18 protein-coding genes, 1 tRNA gene and 1 pseudogene are annotated in these 20,443 nt (G+C 65.8%); 14 read left to right on the forward strand and 6 right to left on the reverse strand.

Going from position 1 to position 20,443, the window contains the following annotated elements:
- Window positions 1-150 precede the first annotated feature (150 nt).
- Both CV023_RS00155 and pth read left to right on the forward strand, forming a co-directional pair.
- Complete coding sequence (locus tag CV023_RS00155) at window positions 151-810, forward strand: 50S ribosomal protein L25/general stress protein Ctc (protein ID WP_230743442.1); 660 nt, start codon at window positions 151-153, stop codon at window positions 808-810.
- A gap of 132 nt (window positions 811-942) precedes the next feature.
- Window positions 943-1,542 carry an aminoacyl-tRNA hydrolase gene (gene pth / locus CV023_RS00160; RefSeq protein ID WP_230743443.1) on the forward strand — a complete coding sequence of 200 codons (600 nt, stop codon included), beginning with the start codon at window positions 943-945 and terminating at the stop codon, window positions 1,540-1,542.
- A 37-nt stretch (window positions 1,543-1,579) separates the two neighbouring features.
- On the opposite strand, the gene CV023_RS00165 is transcribed toward pth, so the two are convergent.
- Window positions 1,580-2,281: a rhomboid family intramembrane serine protease gene (locus tag CV023_RS00165; RefSeq protein ID WP_230743444.1), complete on the reverse strand. Its 702-nt coding sequence runs from the start codon at window positions 2,279-2,281 to the stop codon at window positions 1,580-1,582.
- A 240-nt stretch (window positions 2,282-2,521) separates the two neighbouring features.
- A complete protein-coding gene (locus tag CV023_RS00170) occupies window positions 2,522-4,000 on the reverse strand; it encodes an arylsulfotransferase family protein (RefSeq protein ID WP_230743445.1) in 1,479 nt (492 codons plus the stop codon).
- A 115-nt stretch (window positions 4,001-4,115) separates the two neighbouring features.
- Between CV023_RS00170 and mfd the strand changes: the two genes are divergently transcribed.
- From mfd to eno, 5 genes are all read left to right on the forward strand, one after another.
- Window positions 4,116-7,712 (forward strand): transcription-repair coupling factor, encoded by a 3,597-nt coding sequence (gene mfd, locus CV023_RS00175; protein ID WP_230743446.1) that lies wholly within the window; start codon window positions 4,116-4,118, stop codon window positions 7,710-7,712.
- Window positions 7,713-7,904: 192 nt separating this feature from the next.
- Window positions 7,905-8,099 (forward strand): CsbD family protein, encoded by a 195-nt coding sequence (locus CV023_RS00180; protein ID WP_230743447.1) that lies wholly within the window; start codon window positions 7,905-7,907, stop codon window positions 8,097-8,099.
- 127 nt (window positions 8,100-8,226) lie between these two features.
- Window positions 8,227-8,661, forward strand: a complete 435-nt coding sequence (locus CV023_RS00185) for a MazG nucleotide pyrophosphohydrolase domain-containing protein (protein WP_230743448.1) — start codon at window positions 8,227-8,229, stop codon at window positions 8,659-8,661.
- A complete protein-coding gene (locus CV023_RS00190; RefSeq protein ID WP_230743449.1) occupies window positions 8,658-9,467 on the forward strand; it encodes a tyrosine-protein phosphatase in 810 nt (269 codons plus the stop codon). The genes CV023_RS00185 and CV023_RS00190 overlap by 4 nt, the downstream gene beginning before the upstream one ends.
- A gap of 76 nt (window positions 9,468-9,543) precedes the next feature.
- Complete coding sequence (eno, locus tag CV023_RS00195) at window positions 9,544-10,824, forward strand: phosphopyruvate hydratase (protein WP_230743450.1); 1,281 nt, start codon at window positions 9,544-9,546, stop codon at window positions 10,822-10,824.
- A 138-nt stretch (window positions 10,825-10,962) separates the two neighbouring features.
- Here the strand turns inward: eno and CV023_RS00200 are convergent, their stop codons facing one another.
- Complete coding sequence (locus CV023_RS00200) at window positions 10,963-11,970, reverse strand: DUF559 domain-containing protein (protein WP_230743451.1); 1,008 nt, start codon at window positions 11,968-11,970, stop codon at window positions 10,963-10,965.
- A gap of 440 nt (window positions 11,971-12,410) precedes the next feature.
- Between CV023_RS00200 and CV023_RS00205 the strand changes: the two genes are divergently transcribed.
- The 5 genes from CV023_RS00205 to CV023_RS00225 all read left to right on the forward strand — a co-directional run bounded on the left by CV023_RS00205 (window position 12,411) and on the right by CV023_RS00225 (window position 17,178).
- The gene (locus CV023_RS00205) at window positions 12,411-12,902 is read left to right on the forward strand and encodes an FtsB family cell division protein (RefSeq protein WP_230743452.1); all 492 of its coding nucleotides are present in this window, start codon (window positions 12,411-12,413) and stop codon (window positions 12,900-12,902) included.
- Complete coding sequence (locus CV023_RS00210) at window positions 12,902-13,411, forward strand: DUF501 domain-containing protein (protein WP_230743453.1); 510 nt, start codon at window positions 12,902-12,904, stop codon at window positions 13,409-13,411. The genes CV023_RS00205 and CV023_RS00210 overlap by 1 nt, the downstream gene beginning before the upstream one ends.
- Window positions 13,412-13,418: 7 nt before the next feature.
- The gene (locus CV023_RS00215) at window positions 13,419-14,366 is read left to right on the forward strand and encodes a Ppx/GppA phosphatase family protein (RefSeq protein WP_230743454.1); all 948 of its coding nucleotides are present in this window, start codon (window positions 13,419-13,421) and stop codon (window positions 14,364-14,366) included.
- Window positions 14,367-14,449: 83 nt separating this feature from the next.
- Window positions 14,450-15,670, forward strand: coding sequence for a S8 family serine peptidase (locus tag CV023_RS00220; protein WP_230743455.1), 1,221 nt, complete (start codon window positions 14,450-14,452; stop codon window positions 15,668-15,670).
- A 134-nt stretch (window positions 15,671-15,804) separates the two neighbouring features.
- Window positions 15,805-17,178 carry an NAD(P)/FAD-dependent oxidoreductase gene (locus CV023_RS00225; protein ID WP_230743456.1) on the forward strand — a complete coding sequence of 458 codons (1,374 nt, stop codon included), beginning with the start codon at window positions 15,805-15,807 and terminating at the stop codon, window positions 17,176-17,178.
- 314 nt (window positions 17,179-17,492) lie between these two features.
- Here the strand turns inward: CV023_RS00225 and CV023_RS00230 are convergent.
- Window positions 17,493-17,885 (reverse strand): annotated as a pseudogene (locus tag CV023_RS00230) (NAD(P)-dependent oxidoreductase); the annotation flags it as partial.
- Window positions 17,886-17,998: 113 nt separating this feature from the next.
- Between CV023_RS00230 and CV023_RS00235 the strand changes: the two are divergent.
- Entirely contained in the window at window positions 17,999-18,367 is a 369-nt protein-coding gene (locus CV023_RS00235) for a winged helix-turn-helix transcriptional regulator (RefSeq protein WP_230743457.1), read from the forward strand.
- Here the strand turns inward: CV023_RS00235 and CV023_RS00240 are convergent.
- Together CV023_RS00240 and CV023_RS00245 are read right to left on the reverse strand one after the other, a co-directional pair.
- Window positions 18,354-18,821: a hypothetical protein gene (locus CV023_RS00240; protein WP_230743458.1), complete on the reverse strand. Its 468-nt coding sequence runs from the start codon at window positions 18,819-18,821 to the stop codon at window positions 18,354-18,356. The two genes, CV023_RS00235 and CV023_RS00240, sit on opposite strands and share 14 nt — an antisense overlap.
- A gap of 110 nt (window positions 18,822-18,931) precedes the next feature.
- Window positions 18,932-19,008: transfer RNA gene (locus CV023_RS00245), tRNA-Leu, on the reverse strand.
- Window positions 19,009-19,099: 91 nt separating this feature from the next.
- On the opposite strand from CV023_RS00245, the gene CV023_RS00250 reads away from it, so the two are divergent.
- Entirely contained in the window at window positions 19,100-20,416 is a 1,317-nt protein-coding gene (locus CV023_RS00250) for an MFS transporter (RefSeq protein WP_442859904.1), read from the forward strand.
- The last annotated feature ends 27 nt before the right edge of the window (window positions 20,417-20,443 follow it).

A 20,443-nucleotide genomic window follows, 5' to 3' on the forward strand; every position in this document is an offset into this window, starting at 1 on the left:
CGGCGAGGGAGACTCCTGTCTCCGTGATCGACGCGGTCCTGACCCACGCAGCTGCGTGGCCCGAACTCGGGCCGATGAACGCAGCCTTCCGTGCGGATGGTGGCTGTTTCGCCGTGGTGCTGATGAATACCTCACCACGAAGGAGAGAAAATGGCTGACTTCAAACTCATCGCCGAACCCCGTGACGAATTCGGCAAGGGCGCTGCCCGCCGCATCCGCCGTTCCGGACGCATCCCCGCGGTCGTCTACGGCCACGGCGGAGAGCCCGTCCACATCTCGCTCGAAGGCCACGCCACCATGATGGCCCTCAAGCACGCCAACGCCCTGCTGGAGATCGAGAGCACCGACGGCTCGAAGAACGTGCTGGCCATCGCCCGCGACGTGCAGATCGAGCCCGTCCGCCGCGAGATCGAACACCTCGACCTCATCATCGTCAAGCGCGGTGAGAAGATCGAGGTCGACGTGCCCGTCCACGTCATCGGCGAAGCCGCTCCGGGAACCATGGTCTCCCAGGAGGAGTCGACCGTCGCCATCCTGGCCGATGCGACCAAGCTGCCCGAGCTCATCGAGGTCAACGTCGAAGGCCGTCCCGCAGGCGAGCACCTGCTCGCCGGTCAGATCGAACTGCCCGCCGGTGTCGAACTCGTCGCCGATCCCGAGCTGCTCGTCGTCAACGTCTCCGAAGAGGCCGAGATGGACACCGAGTCCGATGCGGATGAGACCGACGAAGAGACCGCAGAGGGCGAAGAGACCGCAGGCGAGTCGTCGGAAGGCGACTCCGAAGGAGATGAGTCCTCCGACGAGGAGTGATCTCACTCATCTGCTCCCGCGCATCGGCTGCGCCGATGTGGGGGACGCAGCCTGAGTCGAGAGTTCGGTGGGTCGTTGAGTCAACGGCCCACCGAACTTGTTCCACAAGCATACGAGGAGTGAAGGACGGCGATGACGAACGAAGCCTGGCTGGTGTTCGGTCTGGGCAATCCGGGCCCGAAGTACGAATCGACCCGCCACAACATCGGGCAGATGGTCGTTGCCGAACTCGCTCACCGCATCGGAGTCACCCTCACCCGCACGAAGCTGCGCTCGAACGTCGGCACCAGCCGGCTGCCGACCGGCACAGTGCCCGGTCTGCCCGGACCGCGGGTGGTGCTCGGCACGTCGACGGGGTATATGAACGAGTCGGGCGGACCGGTCAGACAGCTCGCCGACTTCTACTCGATCGCACCCGAGCGCATCATCGCCGTCCATGACGACGTCGACATCCCCTTCGACACGATCAAGGCGAAGCGCGGCGGGGGAGAGGGCGGCCACAACGGACTGCGCTCGATGACCTCGGTGCTGGGGACGAAGGACTATCTGCGCATCCGCGCCGGGGTGGGGCGACCGGTCGGTCGGCAGGACACCGCCGACTACGTGCTCAAACCCTTCTCCAAGGACGAACGGACCACGCTGCCGATCTTCGTCTCGGATCTCGCCGACGCCGTCGAGATGCTCATCAACGAGGGCCTCGAGGCGGTCCAACAGCGATTTCACTCGCGCTGAGACAGGCGCGGGGAACGGCTGACCGAGCCCGCGATCGTCACTTCTTCGTCGCGGCGAGCTCCGGGCGCTTGCGGTGGAGCAGCCACGCGGCGAAGACGCCGCCGGCGAAGCCGAAGAGGTGGCCCTGCCAGGAGATGCCGTCGCCCTGCGGGAGCATCCCGAAGACCATCGAGGCGCCGTAGGTGACGAAGACGATGAGGCCGATCGCGAAGTAGATGATCTTGCGGATGACGTCATCGGTGAACCAGGTGCGCACGGCGAGGTAGCCGAAGAACCCGAACACGATGCCCGAGGCGCCGATGATGTGATGTCCGGGCCAGGTCGTCAGCCACGCGCCGAGGCCGGAGGCCAGAGCGGTGATGCCGGTGACCAGCCAGAATCGGCGGGCCCCTTCGAAGGCGATGAACAGTCCGAGGACGAGGAACGGGAACGTGTTGGCCATGAGGTGGCCGAAGCCCGAATGCAGCAGCGGCGAGGTGACGAGGCCGTAGAGCGAGAGCGGGTTCCACGACTGCAGGCTGAGGACATCGAGGTCGGCGGGCAGGATCGCATCGACGATCTCGACGACCCACATGATCGCCAACAGCACGATGACCGGGACGAAGCGTGAGAGGTGATGGTTGCGGTCGACGGTGGTGCGCAGCTGTGCGACCTGCGGTGATTCCGAGGAGGGGGATTCGGCGCCGAAGAGGAACTGGGATTCCGCTGCGGAGAAGCGAGGGGACTGTTTGGAACTCATGGTCCAATTGTGGGTCATGAAGATTGGAGAACCCCGAAAAACCGGGGGTGCCGGACAATCGTGACCGATCCGTTAACCCTGTTACAGACTCGAGATGTTCGGGCCTGCGCACCCGCGAACCGCCGTTCGTGAGCGCAGAGAATCACCCGCACGCGGTCAGATCGAATCGGGCGTTCTCGGGTCGGATCGATTCGGTCGTTCCCGGGTCGGATCGATTCTGTCGATCCCGCTCGGATCGGATCAGCCGTTTCCGGGCCGCACCCGAGTGGAGCCGAGCGTCTCGCCGTCGTCATCGAGGGCCTCGACGATGATCCGCGATCCTTCCGGTTCGACATCGGCCGCGGTCTCGAAGCCCTGACGGTCGACGACGGCCGTCTCATTCAGATTCTCTTCGTCATCGCCGCTGAGGATCCGCCAGGCCGCCACGTCCGTGGCACCGTTCCAGCTCATGTGGATCCGCGTCACTCCCGCCTCGGGCTCGGACTTCGTCGCCGTCGGCGGTGCCGTGGGCCTGCCGTGCCAGTCGAAGCGGTAGGCCCGGTAGTTCGACCCGCCGGTGAAGGTGAGATCTGAGAGCAGCTGCCCGTCCTTCGTGAACTCCGAGACGTAGGGCTGCGAACCCCACCCGACGACGACATTGCCGTTGTCGAGTTCCTGCAGATTTCCCTGACTGCCCGAGGACCGATCGTCGGGGGCCGGATACTCGGTGACCACCTCGGCGCGTCTGCTCTTCTCATCCACGTCGAGTCGCAGACCCCTGGTGTCCCCGAGACGCGGAGCCGCATGATTGTCGAACAGGGTCAGGGTCCCGTCGTCCTGACGTTGGGCATCGTGCTGCCAGGCGAAGGCCGCACCCTCGCCCATCTCGAAGTCCGTGGCCTTGCCGCCGAGGACCCAGTTGAGATCGGCCGACTCCCGGTCGAGCTGGTACACGGCATGGGTGTTGCGGGCGGAGACGAGGAGGGACTTCCCACCGTCGTCGTCGGACACGGAATTGAGGTGGATGTAGTCGAAGGGTTCCTCCTCAGTGCCTTCCCCGTCCTTGAGTGGGGCCTCCGACTGATCGACGGGAACGTCGCCGAGCGAGCGCCATTCGAAGAGGGGCTTTCCGGTCTCGATGTCGACCTCCTGGACCACACCTTCCCAGACCCAGCCGTCGGTGGCCCCGCCGACAGAGCTGAGATCGGTCTGCGTCTTGATATAGGAGAGCAGGAGCATCGTGTCGTCGTCGGTGATCGTCGTCTCGTGCAGATCGGAGGTGTCCGTGGGCAGCTGACCGCCCATGCCGACGCGGGCGATCTCCTGATAGCTGTCGTCGAGCACGACGACCTCCCCGGCCGTGTGAGGGGTCTCCGCCAGACCCTCCCACCAGGTGAGCACCGGCTCATCCTGGTACTCCTGGACCCGCAGGTCCCACATCTGTCCGGAGTTCCCGCGGATCCAGAGGGGGTCGCCCGCGGAATCGAGGATGAGCCCGCCGACCCAGGAGGTGTCATCGGCGTCGGTCTGACCCTTCGGGGCGATGAAGGTCTCGAGCTCCTCGTCGTCGGACGGCATGGTCGTCGAGTCGATATCGACCTTCGGCGGGTCGAGCTCAGGGCGGGTGTGGAAGTCCCAGCGTTCGGCGACAGCGACCTCGTCATCGCCCTCGGCGGTGCACCCGGACAGCAGCAGCGCCGTCGCGGCCAAGCCCGCAAGGACGGTTCTCGTTGTGACCATGGTCTCATCCTCACACGTTTCGCTCCCGGCTTAGAGTCCAGTACCCGCCCTCCCGCGCCGAGGTGGTCCGCCTTTGCCGCGCCTGCGCGGTGTCCGTGCCGTGGACTAGAATCGTGTGGTGCTCAACGGACTCGATCTCACACGCCGCAATCCGACCATCACCCGCCTCGTCGAAGCATTCAACGATGCGAGCACGACCGGCGGAACGATCGACGCGATCAAGGGCCTGTGGCCTTCGATCCTGCGCCGCACCGTCCTGGCCGGTGCCGAAGGGCAGGCCTCCTCGGCGCCTCAGCTCATCGTCACCGCGACCACGCGAGAGGCCGAGGACCTTGCCGCGTCCCTGGCCGACTGGGTTCCGGAGTCGACGATCGCGGTCTTCCCCAGCTGGGAGACCCTGCCGCACGAGAAGCTGTCCCCGCGGTCGGACACGGTGGGCCAGCGCCTTGAGATCCTCCGCCGCCTGGCCCATCCCGTTCCGGGCCGGGAGCTGACATTCATCATCGCGCCGGTGCGCGCCTTCCTCCAGCCGCTGGCCAAAGGCCTCGGGGACATCGAACCGGTGGAGCTGGCCGTCGGTGACGACTGCGAGATCGAGGGCCTCGCGCAACGGCTGACCGAACTCGCCTACTCCCGCGTCGACATGGTCTCGCGCCGAGGGGAGTTCGCGGTGCGCGGCGGCATCGTCGACATCTTCCCGACCACGGCCGATCACGCCCTGCGCATCGAGTTCTTCGGCGACGAGGTCGATGAGATCCGCGAATTCTCCGTCAGCGATCAGCGTTCGATCCCCGCCGAGGAGGATGATCGACCCCTGCAGCTTTCGGCCCCGCCCTGCCGGGAGCTGCTGCTGACCGAGTCCGTGCGGCAGCGCGCGGCCGATCTGGCCCCGAGCCTGCCGGCGGCGGCCGACATGCTCGAGAAGATCGCCGGCGGCATCGCCGTCGAAGGCATGGAGTCCCTGTCCGCCGTGCTCGCCGACGGTATGGAGCCGATGATCGCCTTGCTGCCGGCGGCGACGAAGATCATCGTCACCGAGCCCGAACGCGTCGAAGCCCGCGCGGCCGATCTCGTCGAGACCACGAACGAGTTCCTCGAGGCCGCCTGGTCGGGCGCCGCGGGCGGGGGAGAGACTCCGATCGACCTCTCGGCGGCGACTTTCCGCACCTTGGCCGAGATGGAGGAGGGGGCCGGCCTGATCGGTCTGGCCTGGTGGCGCCTCGGCGGCTTCGCCACCGATGAGGAGCTCGTCTCGCCGACCGAGAATGTCTTCGCGATCCCCGCACGAGCCCCGAAGGGCTACGCAGGAGACGTCGAGGCGATCCTCGCCGATGTCAAAGGCCTCGTCCACGAGAAGTGGCGCATCCTCGTCCTCACCGAGGGTCAGGGTCCGGGACGCCGCATGGTCGAGGTGTTCTCCGAAGCCGGAGTGCCCGCGACCTTCGTCGACGATCCCACCGACCTCCCCGAGGCGCTGGTCACCGTGACCACGGCCGCGTCCTTCGGCGGCTTCGTCTTCGACGACCTCCGACTCGCGGTGCTCACCGAAGCCGATGTGCTCGGCCGCGCGGCGGCCACTTCGACGCGGGACATGCGCCGACTGCCCACCCGGCGCAGGCGCAACCAGGTCGACCCGCTCAACCTCGCTCCCGGCGACTACGTCGTCCACGACCAGCACGGGGTCGGCAGATTCGTCGAGATGACCCAGCGGACCTCGGGTCGGGGTGCGGACAAGCACACCCGCGAATACCTCATCATCGAATACGCCCCGGCCAAGCGCGGCCAGCCCGGGGACCGCCTGTACGTGCCCAGCGACGCTCTCGACCAGGTCAGCCGCTATGTCGGCGGGGAGAGCCCGAGTCTGAACAAGATGGGCGGCGCCGACTGGCAGACGACGAAGGCCAAGGCGCGCAAGGCCGTCAAGGAGATCGCCGGCGAACTCGTCCGCCTCTACTCGGCACGTCAGGCCACGGTCGGCCACACCTACGGCCCCGACACTCCCTGGCAGCGGGAGCTCGAGGACGCCTTCCACTATGTGGAGACCGCCGACCAGCTCACGACCATCGACGAGGTCAAATCCGATATGGAGAAGCCGGTCCCGATGGACCGACTGATCTGCGGCGACGTCGGCTACGGCAAGACCGAGATCGCGGTTCGGGCGGCCTTCAAGGCGATCCAGGAGGGCAAGCAGGTGGCGGTGCTCGTGCCCACCACCCTGCTCGTCCAGCAGCACTATGAGACCTTCGCCGAACGCTATTCGGGGTTCCCGGTCACGGTGGGGGCGCTCTCACGCTTCCAGACCAAACAGGCCTCGGAGAAGGCCAAGGAGGATCTCGCGGCGGGCACCCTCGACCTTGTCATCGGCACCCACCGGCTGCTCAGCGGCGAGGTGCGGTTCAAGGATCTCGGGCTCGTCATCATCGATGAGGAGCAGCGCTTCGGCGTCGAGCACAAGGAGACGCTCAAGGCGCTGCGCACGAACGTCGACGTGCTCGCGATGTCGGCGACCCCGATCCCGCGCACCTTGGAGATGGCGGTGACCGGGATCCGTGAGATGTCGACCCTGGCGACTCCGCCCGAGGAGCGCCACCCGGTGCTGACCTATGTCGGTAAACGCGAGGACAAGCAGGTCAAGGCTGCGATCCGACGCGAACTCATGCGCGAGGGCCAGGTCTTCTACATCCACAACCGGGTCAGCGACATCGAGTCTGTGGCCGGCCACCTCGCCGAACTCGTTCCCGAGGCGCGGATCGCCATCGCCCACGGCAAGATGAACGAACACCGCCTCGAGCAGGTCATCGTCGACTTCTGGGAGAAGAAGTACGACGTGCTCGTGTGCACGACCATCGTCGAGACCGGCATCGACATCGCGAATGCGAACACGCTGATCATCGACCATGCCGACCGTTTCGGCCTCTCGCAGCTCCACCAGCTGCGCGGTCGGGTGGGACGCGGCCGGGAACGGGCCTATGCCTACTTCCTCTACCCGCCGGAGACGCAGCTGACCGAGACCGCCCACGATCGGCTGACGACCCTGGCCGCCCACACCGAGCTGGGTGCGGGCATGCAGGTGGCGATGAAGGACCTCGAGATCCGTGGGGCCGGCAACCTGCTGGGCGGTCAGCAGTCCGGACACATCGAAGGGGTCGGCTTCGACCTCTATGTCCGGCTCGTCGGTGAGGCGGTTGCGAAGTTCCGCGGCGAGGACACCGAGCCCGAAGCCGATATGCGCATCGAACTGCCCGTCGACGCTCACCTGCCCGCCGAGTACGTCGATCACGAGAGGCTGCGACTCGAGGCCTATCGGAAGCTTGCGGCGGCGGCGAACGAGCAGGAGCTGCAGGAGGTCCTTGACGAACTCGTCGACCGCTACGGTCCCTACCCGGAGCCGGTGGGCGTCCTCGCCGACGTCGCCCGGCTGCGGATCCGAGCGAAGGCCTCGGGCGTCAACGACATCGTCAGCCAAGGCAACTTCATTCGCTTCGGACCTCTCGAACTCGCCGATTCCCAGGTCGTGCGGCTCAAACGCCTGTACCCGAAGTCCCTGCTCAAACCCGCGATCCGGTCGGTTCTGGTGCCCAAGCCGAAGGCCGGCAGCGGTTTCGATGCGAAGGAGATGACGGACTCGGACATCCTGCGCTGGGCCCATCAGTTCCTCGACGCGATCGTGCCCGTCGTCGCCTCCGAGGCGGTCGAGGCCGGTTCGGAGTGACCGAGCGATCTCGACTCTCCTGAGGGTGGGCGGGCTCGACCGGCCGCTGCTGTGACCGCCGCTGCGGTCGGCGGTCGAGGCGGTCTCTGAGAAGTCGATGGCTGTTCGCACGCGATTTCCCCCGGGCGTGCGTTCATGGCGTAGAGTGCGAAGCACGGGAAAATCCGCTCCATTCGACCAAGGAGATCTGCCATGGGCGTTGACGACAAGTTCGAGAACAAGGCCGAAGAGTTCGGCGGCAAGGCCAAGGAGACCGTCGGTGACGTCACCGGCGATGACGAGCTCAAGGCCGAAGGCGCGACCGATCAGCTCAAGGCCAAGGCCAAGGATGTCGGTGAGAAGGTCAAGGACTTCGGCGAAGACGTCAAGGACAAGTTCACCAAGTAATGAAGAAGTCGGCCCCCATCGCAGCTGCGATGGGGGCCCTTCTTGTCAGCGGACCGATGACCGGAGAGATTCGGGCGAAGTCGGTGATTCCGATGATTCCGGCGGTGTCGGAGGGAAGGGAACGGACGTGAGCCAAGCGCGGACCGACGGCGTGATCGAGGCGATGGCGACCCTGCGCAGGCGCTGCCCGTGGTCGAGCATCCAGGATCACACGAGTCTCGAGAAGTACGCCCGGGAGGAGACAGAGGAACTCGTCGAAGCCCTCGACCGCTTCACCGCCGAGGCGAGTGCAGGCAATCGGGCGGCCGTGGTCGAAGAGCTCGGCGACGTCTTCTACCAGGTCCTCTTCCACTCCGCCCTGCTCGACGAGAGCGACTCTCAAGACTACGGACACACATTGGGTCTCATCCTCGACGGCCTCGAGCAGAAGCTCATCCGCCGGCATCCGCTGGCCTTCGGCGATGACGGCAAGGACGGTGAGATGCCCGCGCTCGAGTACGTTGAGCGCGAATACCGACGGATCAAGGCCGAGGAGAAGACAGCGGGGGAGACGCAGCGGTGAGTCTGGAGCGAATCGATATCGAGGGCACCTTCAACTTCCGTGACATCGGTGGTTCCCCCACCTCGGCGGGGGATTCGACCGTCAGCCGAGGAAAGATCTTCCGCGCCGACGGGCTCGCCCAGCTGACCGATCGGGCACGGGCGGATCTCGGGTCCTTGGGTGTCGGCACCGTCGTCGACCTCCGGGACATCGGGGAGAGGTCGAAGCTGCCGGATGCGCTGACCGGACTCGACGTCGAATACATCGAACTGCCGATCTTCGGTGACCACTTCTTCCCCACCACACCGCTGAGTCGGGAGGAGATGAAGGCCGCGGCGAAGGCCACCGGGATGGACCTCAGCGACCGCTCGCTTCGTCGAATCTACGATCTGATGATCGCTCACTTCGGCGACAGGCTCGCGCTCGCCGTCGACACCGTCGCCGCACATGCAGAGACGGGAGTGGTGTTCCACTGCTCGGCCGGCAAGGACCGGACCGGCATGGTGGCCGCGTTCCTGCTCGACCTCCTCGGCGTGGGCAGGCAGGACATCATCGAGGAATACGCGATCACCTCCACGCATCTCTCCGGTGGCTTTCTCGAGTCGATCACCAGGAACTTCTCCGATGCCGGAATTTCGGGCAACCTCGCCGAGACCGCGACGGCGGCACCGCCGGAACTCCTCGATCGGATCCTCGACCAGCTCGCGGACGAGTACGGTCCCCGCGGTGTCGAGGATTACCTGCTGGCACACGGAATGGACCCCGCGACCCCGGACCGGCTGCGGTCGGCTCTGCTCGGGCCGGCGGCGTCCTCGGAACCGGCGTGAGCCCGGCGGCGCGGTGCATTAAGCTGTTCATCAGGCACATGTTCCCCATGTGAAACCAATTGCAAAGGAGTAATCAGTGGCTGAGATCGTTGCCGCAAACGCCCGTGAAATCCTGGATTCCCGGGGAAATCCCACCGTCGAGGTGGAAGTGCTGTTGGCCGATGAGTCCGTCGGCCGTGCCGGAGTTCCCTCCGGCGCATCCACAGGTGAGTTCGAAGCTGTCGAACTGCGCGACGGTGACCCGGAGCGCTACCTGGGCAAGGGCGTCGCCAACGCCATAGAAGCCGTCGTCGACGAGATCGACGAGGTCATCGTCGGCCTCGAAAGCGATGACCAGCGCCTTGTCGACCAGGCCCTGATCGAGCTCGACGGGACCGACAACAAGTCCCGACTCGGTGCCAACGCGATGCTCGGCACCTCGCTGGCCGTGGCCCGAGCGGCCGCCGTGTCCGCGGACCTTCCGCTCTACCGCTACCTCGGTGGACCGAACGCCCATGTCATGCCCGTGCCGATGATGAACATCCTCAACGGCGGATCCCACGCGGACTCCAATGTCGACATCCAGGAATTCATGATCGCTCCGATCGGTGCGGCGAGCTTCCACGAGGCCCTGCAGTGGAGCGTCGAGGTCTACCACGCGCTCAAAGGCGTTCTCAAAGACCGCGGACTCTCCACCGGTCTCGGCGACGAGGGCGGCTTCGCGCCTAACCTCGAGTCCAACGCCGCCGCTCTCGACCTCATCCTCGAAGCCATCGAACTGGCCGGCCACCGTCCCGGCCGTGACATCGCCGTCGCTCTCGATGTGGCCTCCTCGGAGTTCTGCAACGACGGCGTCTACGACTTCGAAGGCGGGAAGAAGACCGCCGAGGAGATGGCCGCCTACTACGAGGAGCTGCTCGCCAAGTACCCCCTCGTCTCGATCGAGGACCCCCTCGACGAGAACGACTGGGACGGCTGGGCGACGCTGACCGCATCGATCGGTTCAAAGGTCCAGCTCGTCGGCGACGACCTGTTCGTGACCAATCCCGAGCGCCTGCAGCGCGGCATCGACAACTCGACCGCGAACTCGCTGCTGGTCAAGGTCAACCAGATCGGCACCCTGACCGAGACCCTCGATGCCGTGGCCCTGGCCCAGACCAACGGGTACACGACGATGATCTCGCACCGTTCGGGCGAGACCGAGGACACGACGATCGCCGATCTGGCCGTGGCGACCAATGCAGGTCAGATCAAGGCCGGTGCTCCTGCCCGGTCAGAGCGTGTGGCGAAGTACAACCAGCTGCTGCGTATCGAAGAGCAGCTCGGCGACGCCGCCCGCTACGCCGGTCGCGGCGCCTTCCCGCGCTTCGATGGCTGAGGCGCTGCCACGGGTCGTTCGGGGCCGCGAGCCGCGGTCCTCACGCCGCGCCGTGTGAGCTTCTAGCCGCATAACCTACCGCGAGTGACATGTCCTACGGGTGCAACTGTAGGACGTGTCACTCGCGGTTTTTGTCGTTCACGCGGGAGCCTTTCGCGACGAGGCGATGGCCCGTGAGATTTCGAAGAATCTGGCGTCTCTGAACAGCTCCTTCCAGCTGACCCTGATGATCCGCCACCCTCGATCGCGGAGCCACTGCTCACGGCGTCGCTCTTTCTCGAGCTCATCGCGAGGGACGCCCGAGCCGAGGTAGAGCTTGCCGATCCCGTCGATCTCCACGATGAGGCGAGCTGCCTGATGGCAGAAGTCCACGCGAATGGTTCGGCCCAGGGATTCGGCCCAGAACTTGACCTGGGGTTCCATGCCGCGGATGCCGTGCTGATAGAAGCGCACCGCGGCGATCGATTCCGCAGGCGATTCGCGCCGTGCGTCGGCGAGTTCGAGAGCCAGCACAGCCTTCTTCGTATTGCGCTTCTCACGGCACTGAGCCAAGACCACACGGATCCTCTCCTTCGTCGTCATCTTTCGGTGCAGCGCATCGTCGAGCATGGTCACCGAGATGTCGAGGCCATAGCTGCGTGCGACATCGACGAGGGTGCGCTCGAGCGTGGTCACTTCGCCGCCGTCGATCATTTGGTGGTGTGATCGGGGAATCATGCCGCCCCGGACATGAATGCTCTTGAACCGGCGATTGATGCCCAGCCGCATCACCTCGGCTTGCCGGGTGACCGGGTAGGCGACAGGCAGACCGTGGATGAGAGCGGCGGAGATATGTGAGAAGATCTCCGGCTCGCGAGAGGAGTCCGGATCGTCGCTGTTGCGTCGCTGTCGGACGGCGAAACGCGCCATCACCGAGGCGTTGAGTGCCGCGGTCTCGTCGCGGATGTCTCCGTATTCCTTAAATGGTTCGTGGAGATTGGCCTCGATGCTCGCCCACAGCGGTCGATGAGCCTTCTCCTCGCAGACGTGTTTGACGAGGTACACGCCGTAGGAGAGTCGACGGAGGCAACACCATTGTGCGCGGCGGATGTCTCGATGAGTGAAGCCGAGCCGGGTGATCTGGTGAGTGCGCAGCAGTTTGTACATTCATCTAAGATGCATCAAACGATAGTAAACAGCAATGAACACATATGAAAGTGTGGATAAGCCTGTGGATAACTCAACGGGGTGGGGCGGCGGCGCGATTGTGAGGTGGTGTGGTGGTGCGAGCGTCTTCGCGGCCGAGTGGCGTCGCGCCTCGGGCATTTGGAGTGCCTGTGAACGGCATCCCTACGTGAAAATGACATAACATACCGGAAGCCCGCGAGGTTATGTCACATGTGTGTGTTTATGCGGCGCGCGACGACGGCGGCGCGCGCGACGACCGCGGCGCGGGCGGCGACGCGCACGATGACCGCGACGCGCGCGAGGCCGTGAGGGAATCGAACACGCCACGCGGCGCAAATCCTCGCACCTTCACCCGGGGCACGGCAGACTTGGATGTGTTGCGTCCGCCTTCCCCATCCCCGGCCGCAGAGGAAAGAGTCATGGTTCCGAGCAAGCCCAGAAGAAGCGCCCCCAAATCGGCTCCGGGCAGAGCCACTCCCCGTCGACGCCCGACACCGGTCGTCGAGGCCGACACCACCGCCGAGGTGCACCGCCGTCGGCTCTCCTGGCGCACCGGAATATTCCTCGCCGTCATCGCCATCGTGCTCCTGGCATTCCTCTCACCCATCAACTCCGCACTCAAGCAGGCCCAGCAGATCGCGGCCCTGAACAACGAGATCGAAACCACGAAGTCCGAGGTCCAGAGCCTCGAGGAGAAGAACGAGAACCTCAAGGACCCCGACTACATCAAACGCAAGGCCCGCGAGGACCAGTACTACGTGGAGGAGGGGAAGAACGCAGTCATCGTGACGAACCAGGAAGCCATCGAGGATGACGATTCGGATACGGATCGCCCGGTTCGCAAGCAAGCCTGGTACCTTGAGTTGCTGGAGTCGATTCAAGAGGTCGGCAATACAGTGGAGAAGGGCTGATGATCACAGACTGCACCGAGGCGGATTTCGCGAAGCTCGAGGACCAGCTCGGACGCGTTCCCCGCGGAGTGGTCGGCATCGCCGCACGCAGCACCTCCGGTGACCCGCTCGTGGTGGCGACCGCGCCCCGCCTCGAAGACGGCACCCCGTTCCCCACGACCTTCTACCTCACCCACCCGGCCTACGTCGCCGAATGCTCACGCCTCGAAGCCTCCGGAATCATGGCCGAATGGACGACCGAGCTGAGCGAGGACGAAGAGCTCTCCACCGCCTATGCGCGGGCCCATTCCGCCTACCTCGCCACGCGCTCCGAGATCGGTGAGAAGGCGGGAATCGCCGAGGTGGTCGAGATCAAGGACTACTCCGCCGGCGGCATGCCCACCCGGGTCAAATGCCTCCACGCCCTCGTCGGGCATTCCCTGGCCGCCGGGCCGGGAACCAATCCGATCGGCGACCGTGCGATCTCCTTCATGACCGATGTGCCACCTGTCTCCGAGACGAAAGAGTAGGACACTCATGCGTGTAGCCGCCTTCGACTGCGGAACCAACTCACTCCGCCTGCTCATCGCCGATGTCGCCGAGGACGGCACCCTGACCGACCTGCGTCGGGAGACCCGGATCGTGCGTCTCGGCCAGGGGGTCGACGCGACGGGGGAGTTCGCTCCGGAAGCGCTCGAACGCACCTTCGCCGTGGCTCGGGAATACGCCGAGGTGGCCGCGGAGTATGCGCCGGAGAAGCTGAGGTTCGTCGCCACCTCGGCGAGTCGAGACGCACGCAACCGTGACGAATTCTTCGCCGGCATCTTCTCCATCCTCGGCGTCGTCCCCGATGTCGTCACCGGCGACGAAGAGGCACGCCTGTCGTTCCTCGGCGTCACCGCAGACCTGCCGACCGAAGCCGGCCCGTTCCTCGTCATGGACCTCGGCGGAGGCTCGACCGAACTCGTCCTCGGCACCAGGGACGTCGAGGCCGCCGTGAGCATGGACATCGGCTCGGTGCGACTAACCGAACGTCACATGCCCGTGGAGACGCCGAACGACGAGCAGATCCGAACAGCATTGACCGACATCGACGCACAGCTCGACCAGGCGGCGCAGGTCGTCGATTTCGCAGCCCCGCGCACGTTCATCGGCGTCGCCGGGACCGTCACCACCATCACGGCCGGAGTCCTCGGTCTCGACAGCTACCAGCGGGAGAAGATCCACGGGGCCCGTCTCAGCGTCTCGGACGTCGACGCCGAGGCCCGGCAGCTGCTGAGCCTGGACCGTGAAGCCCGGGCAGCGCTGCCGTATATGCATCCCGGACGCGTCGACGTCATCGCCGCCGGCGGACTCCTGTTCTCCCGGGTCATCGCCCGGATCGCCGAGGCGGTCGAGGCCGGCGGGGGAGACCTCGACATCATGATCTCCGAAACGGACATCCTCGACGGCACCGCGCTCGATCTTGCGCGCTCGCAGTCGTGAAGCCGACCCGGCCCTCGATTCTGCGTCCGCGCGCCTCACGCGTGAGTCGCGGGAACGTCGCTGAACGGAGCACCAGGCTCACCGTGATCGGGACCCTCGTCCTCGGACTCGTCATCGGCACGACGCAGCCCGCCCTGGCCGCTCCCGAGGCAGGCCCGGGGCAGTGGTTCATCAAGGACTACGGCATCGACAAGATGTGGAAGAAGTCGACCGGCAAGGGTGTCAAGGTCGCTGTCATCGACTCCGGAGTGAATTCCGACCACGAGAACCTCGAAGGAGTCGTGAGCAAGGCCAAGGACTTCAGCGGACTCGACAAGGACGGGACCACCCCGATCGGCGGGAAGTCCACGATCCACCATGGCACCGCGGTCGCCGGTGTCATCGCCGGCCAGGGCACAGGCGCTGGGCCGATGGGCGTAGCTCCCGATGCCGACATCCTCTCGGCCTCGATGTGGTTGGGCCCGGACCGGCCGAAGGAGTCGGGGTCCACCCGAGAACAGGCCGACAAGGCGATCCGCTGGGCCGTCGATTCGGGCGCCCAGGTCATCAACATGTCTCTGGGCTGGGACGACCCGGCCTGGCCCGAGAGCTGGGACGAGGCCTTCGCCTACGCGTATGAGAAGGACGTCGTCATCGTCGCCTGCGTCGGCAATGCCTCTCAGGGAGCGACGCAGGCCTGGTCGCCCTCGACCGTTCCAGGCGTCATCGGCGTGGGCGGCCTCGGTGAGAACGGCAAGGTGCTCGCCGACTCGACGGCCCCCGGAACCGCAGTCGACCTCATGGGACCGGCCGCCGACATTCCGATCCCGTACTACTCCGGAGGATACGCGGAGGGTCAGGGCTGCTCCTTCGCCTCTCCCGTGGTCTCCGGGGTCACCGCGCTCATCCGCGCCGATGACCCGGACCTGTCCGCCGACGAGGTCCGTGCCAAACTGCTCTCGAGCGCCGAGCCTGTCTCCGGGCACAAAGGCACGAGCAAGAAGGACAAACCCGATCCGATCGTCGGCTGGGGGCGACTCGACCCCGAGGCGGCGCTGAAGTCCGATGTCCCGAAGTCCGTGCCCTCGGCCGAAGAGGAACTCGCCGACTGGGTGAAGATGCACCGTCGCGGCGATGCCGACTCCACCGAGACCGAAACGGCTTCCCCGGCCGAGGATGAGAGTCCGAAGGCGGTGGCGCCCACAGACGTCGCGGCCTCGGAATCGACTCCGAAGCTCGGCTTCTCCGTGTTGGCCGCTGGTGGGTTGGTCGCGGTGGTGCTGCTCGTGATCTCGACCGTGGTCTTCCTCCGCCGCCGCAGGTGATTCGAGGCCCGCTGCCTCTCCTGCGCGAGCGGTCCGCGGCCCGAGCTGACGCTTCCGGTGCCTCTGATCTGGGGGATCGGCATCCGTCGCAGAAACAATTAGTGAAAGTTTTCACAAGGGCCTAGGATGGGGATATGGCACTCATCAGAAACTCAAAACTGCGTCCTCGAATCCTCGTCGTCGGTGGCGGCTACCTCGGTCTCGTCACCGCACAGAATCTGTTGAAGAACCTCGGACGGGGCGAAGCCACCGTCACCGTGGTCGATCCCAACCCGTACATGACCTACCTGCCGTTCCTCCCCGAGGTGGCAGCCGGTTCGATCGAACCTCGCCACGCCGTCGTGCCGCTGCGCCGCAACCTCAACGGCGCCGAGGTCATCACCGCCAAGGTCACCTCGATCAACCACGCCGACAAGTTCGTCACCGTTGAGCCTGAGAACGACGAGGCCTTCGAGCTCGACTACGACCACATCATCATGGCCGCCGGCTCCGTCGCCCGCGCCCTGCCGATCCCGGGTCTCAAGGAGCACGCGATCGCGCTCAAGCGCATCGAAGAAGCCGTCGCCCTGCGTGACCACCTCCTCTCGCGTCTGGCCGATGCCTCGCTGATGGAAGATGACGAAGAGCGTCGCAAGGCACTCACCTTCGTCTTCGTCGGCGGCGGCTTCGCCGGCATCGAGCTGCTCACCGAGCTCGAGGACGTCGTCCGTTCCGCCGTGGCTCAGTACGAGACGCTGACCGAGGCCGATGTGCGCTTCGTGCTCGTCGAGGCCCTCGATCGTGTGATGCCCGAGGTCGGCGAGGCTCAGGCCCGCTGGGTCGTCGAGCACATGCGCGAACGCGGCATCGACGTCTACCTCGAGACCTTCCTCCAGGACTGCACCGACAAGCACATCAAGCTCTCCAACGGTGAGGAATTCGACGCCGACACGATCGTCTGGTCGGCCGGTGTCAAGGCCAACCCCATCCTCGTCGATTCCGATCTGCCCCTGGACGAACGCGGTCGCGTGACCGTGCGTGCCGACCTCCGCGTCGAGGGAGACGACGGCGTCGTCGAGGGCGCCTGGGCGGCCGGCGACAATGCCGCCGTGCCCGATCTCTCCGGTGGCGGCGTTGGCGGCTACTGCGTGCCCAACGCACAGCACGCCGTGCGTCAGGCCCCGGTGCTGGCAGCCAATGTTCTCGCCGCTCTGCGCGGAGAGACCGAGTTCAAGCAGTACTTCCATAAGACCATTGGCACCGTCGCTGGCCTCGGACTGTACAAGGGCGTGTCCCAGATGGGCGACTTCGAGGCTCGCGGAGTCCTCGCCTGGCTCATGCACCGCGCCTACCATGGTTACGCGATCCCGACGGTCGACCGCAAGGTCAAGGTCTTCGGCAACTGGATCATCAATGCCGTCGTCGGTCGCGACAGCATGCCGCTGGCCGATCTCGATGTGCCGCGGAAGAACTTCGTCGAGGCGGCGAATTCGAAGCCGGCACCGAAGAAGGAAACCGCAAAGGCCTGATTGCGTGAAATCTCAGCCGGGCCCGCTCGGCTGAGAACTCTGATGAACCGCGAAACGCCGGGGATGCTCAAGCAGCATCCCCGGCGTTGCCCGTCTCCGCGATCAGTTCGCGACGGTGAACCTCGCGTCGATGTGCGCAGGTGTGACGATCTCATCGACCATCGCCACGGCGAAGTCTTCCGCTGAGATCGAGTCTCCCGCGGGGACCTCGAGTTCGGTCTTGTAGCTGCCGGTGCGCTCACCCGGGCCGATCTCCGGTGCGGGGAGATGAGCGTCCACGGTGACCAGTCGCCCTCGCGCAGCAGTTCGAGTGCGCGGGTGCCGGTCTCCGATTCCGTCTTGTATTCGGCCGGGAATCCCTCGGTGTCCTTGAGCATGGTGTCCCCGACGAAGAGGGAGCCTGCTCCGCCGACGACGAAGATGCGGGTGTCGCCGCTGGCCTCAGCCAGCGTCTTGAGGGCGTCGAGCCATTCCTGGTGGTCTCCGCCGGCACGGCTGGGGCCGGTGGTCGAGACGATGACATCGTGGTCGGCGGTGATCTGGGCATCGAACTGTGCATCGCCCATATCGCCCTGGAGCGAACGCAGGGCTCCGGGGACCTCGGCGCCCGAGCGGGTGATGGCAGTGACTTCGAGTCCGCGCTCGGCGGCTTCCTTGGTGACGCGGGATCCGATCATTCCGGATGCTCCGAAGAGTGCGATCTTCATGTTCGTTCCTTTCCTGCGGCTGCGCTGTCGCGGTGCCGCCGAGGTGGGTGCTTGTGTCTGACATCATGACACTATCGTTTGGATACCGAGTACCTCAAAGATACTATTGGACTATGACCATGAATGTTTCCTGGGAAGGCGATGCCTTCGATCCGGACTGCCCGACCCGAGTCGTTCTCGATCGGGTGGGAGACAAGTGGACGGTGCTCATCATCTTGATCCTCGATGAAGGTCCCAAGCGGTTCAACGAGATTCGCCTGGCGATCGGCGGCATCACTCCGAAGGTGCTCACTTCTACCCTGCGCTCGCTCGTCGCCGACGGGCTGGTGACCAGGGAGGTCTTCGCCGAGGTGCCTCCACGCGTCGAATACGGCCTGACGGATCTGGGCCGTTCCCTGCTCGAGCCGGTCGCGGCCCTGAGCAAGTGGGCCGAGCGCAATGTCGCCTCGATCGAAGCGAACCGCGAAATCAGCGCGTCATGATCTCGCCGAGGACGGTGACGAACTCACGGAGCTGACCGGCCACCCGGTAGACGCGGGGAGACCCCGAGTAGACCCAATTGTTCGTGATGATCGAGGCACTGCCGCCGTTCGTCGCCGTCTTGAACTCGGAGACATCGAGCGTGGCCAGCGGATCATCGATGAGACGCTGTCGCAGCTGAGGCGTCATCTGAACCCAGTGGTCGGCGGCCTCGTAGCCGATCTCGACCCAGTAGCCACCGGATTCGCGATAGGCGTGCGGGCGGCCGGCGAGCGCATCCGTGACCGAGCAGGCACTCCCGGAGGCGCCTGGTTCGCCGGATCCTGCGGACGACGCGGCATCCGGGGACTCGGAATCGAGGACGACGGCCGGCCCGGCCGTGCTGGGGATCGCCCGGTCGTCAGCGCCGTCAAGCGAGCGGACTGTGAAGTCGGGGGCGAGGAGATACAGTGCCATGCGTCGATCATGCCGCAGGTGAGGGCGGTTTGCGAAGCCGACCGGGGTTCAGCCCGACATCGTCTCCGGCAAGGATCGCGACCCGCTGGGGGAGTCTTCCGCGACGATCGTGGTCCCCCCACTGGGACTCGAACCCAGACTGAATCGATTTTAAGTCGACTGCCTCTGCCGATTGGGCTATAGGGGGAGGTGCCAGCACTCACTGTATAACCAAATCCCGCCTGCCGCGATCTGAGACGCGCGGACCCTGTGCGCGGCGGCGGACTACCCTCGAGCCTATGACAGAGACTCCGCCCAGCAGACAGGCCTGGGTGATCCTCGTCATCGGAGTGCTGACGCAGATGGCGGCCACCGTCGCCATCACAGGCCCGGCCTTCCTCATCCCGTACATGCACCGTGACCTCGGCTATACGCTCACCCAAGCCGGGACAGTTGCGGCCGCACCGAGCTTCGGACTCATCCTCACGCTCATCGCCTGGGGCGCCTTCGCCGACAGGTACGGCGAACGCCTCGCAATGACCTTGGGCATCGGACTGACCGCTGTCGCCACGGCGTTGGCCCTGCCTATCACAGGCTCGCCGATCTGGCTGATCATCGTCATCGCCGCCTCGGGAGCCGCGGCGGCCTCCGTGAACTCGGCCAGCGGACGCGTCGTCATGGGATGGTTTCCCCGGCACCGCCGCGGCCTGGCGATGGGCATCCGGCAGATGTCCCAACCCCTGGGGACGAGCGTGGCCGCTCTCGCCGTCCCGCCGATCGCGGCCGCCGGCGGGTTCTCCGGCTATCTGTGGTTGATCATCGGCGTCACCGCTGCGATGACGCTCATCTGCTGGGTGCTCGTGCGGAATCCGCCGCGCACCGAGGCGACCCGCACCGAGTTCACCGATGCCGAGCCCGAATCGGAACCCGAATCGGAACCCGAATCGGAACCAGATCCCGCGCTGGGACGCGAGGATTCCGCTCAGGCGGGGGCCGCCTCGGCGGGGGGACCTGCGTCGGCGGACCTGGGCAGGACCAACCCCTACCGAGCCGATTCCTTCCTATGGCGGATCCACGGAGTCTCCGCGCTGCTGGTCATCCCACAGTTCGCCTTCTCCACCTACGGCCTGATCTGGCTCATCGCGAACCAGCACATCAGTGCGGGAATCGCCGGCGGCATCGTCGCCGCCTCCCAGATCGTCGGTGCGTTGGGTCGCCTGGTCATCGGGGGACTCTCGGACCGCTTCTCCTCACGGGTCGGACTGCTGCGCATCGTGGCCGTCGCGGCCGCCGTGCTCGTCGCGGCAATCGCTCTGATCTCGCTGACCCCGATGCCGGTCGTCGCGGCCATCGTCTTCATCCTCGCCTCGACGGTGTCGGTGGCCGACAACGGTCTCGCGTTCGCCTCGGTGGCGGAGGCGGCCGGCCCGCGCTGGTCGGGCAAGGCGATGGGGGCGCAGAACACGGGGCAGTTCGTCATGTCCGCGATCCTCGGGCCCGGATTCGGCGCCCTGGTCACGGTCTTCGGTTATCCGCTGTCGTTCGGAATCGTCGCTCTCGCCCCGCTGATCGGGCTGGGAATCATTCCTAAACGTGACGTCGATCGCATAACCTGATGTTCACCTCGGCGCGTTACGTTGCCG

Source organism: Brevibacterium sp. CCUG 69071 (genome assembly GCF_021023135.1).
Lineage (GTDB): Bacteria > Actinomycetota > Actinomycetes > Actinomycetales > Brevibacteriaceae > Brevibacterium.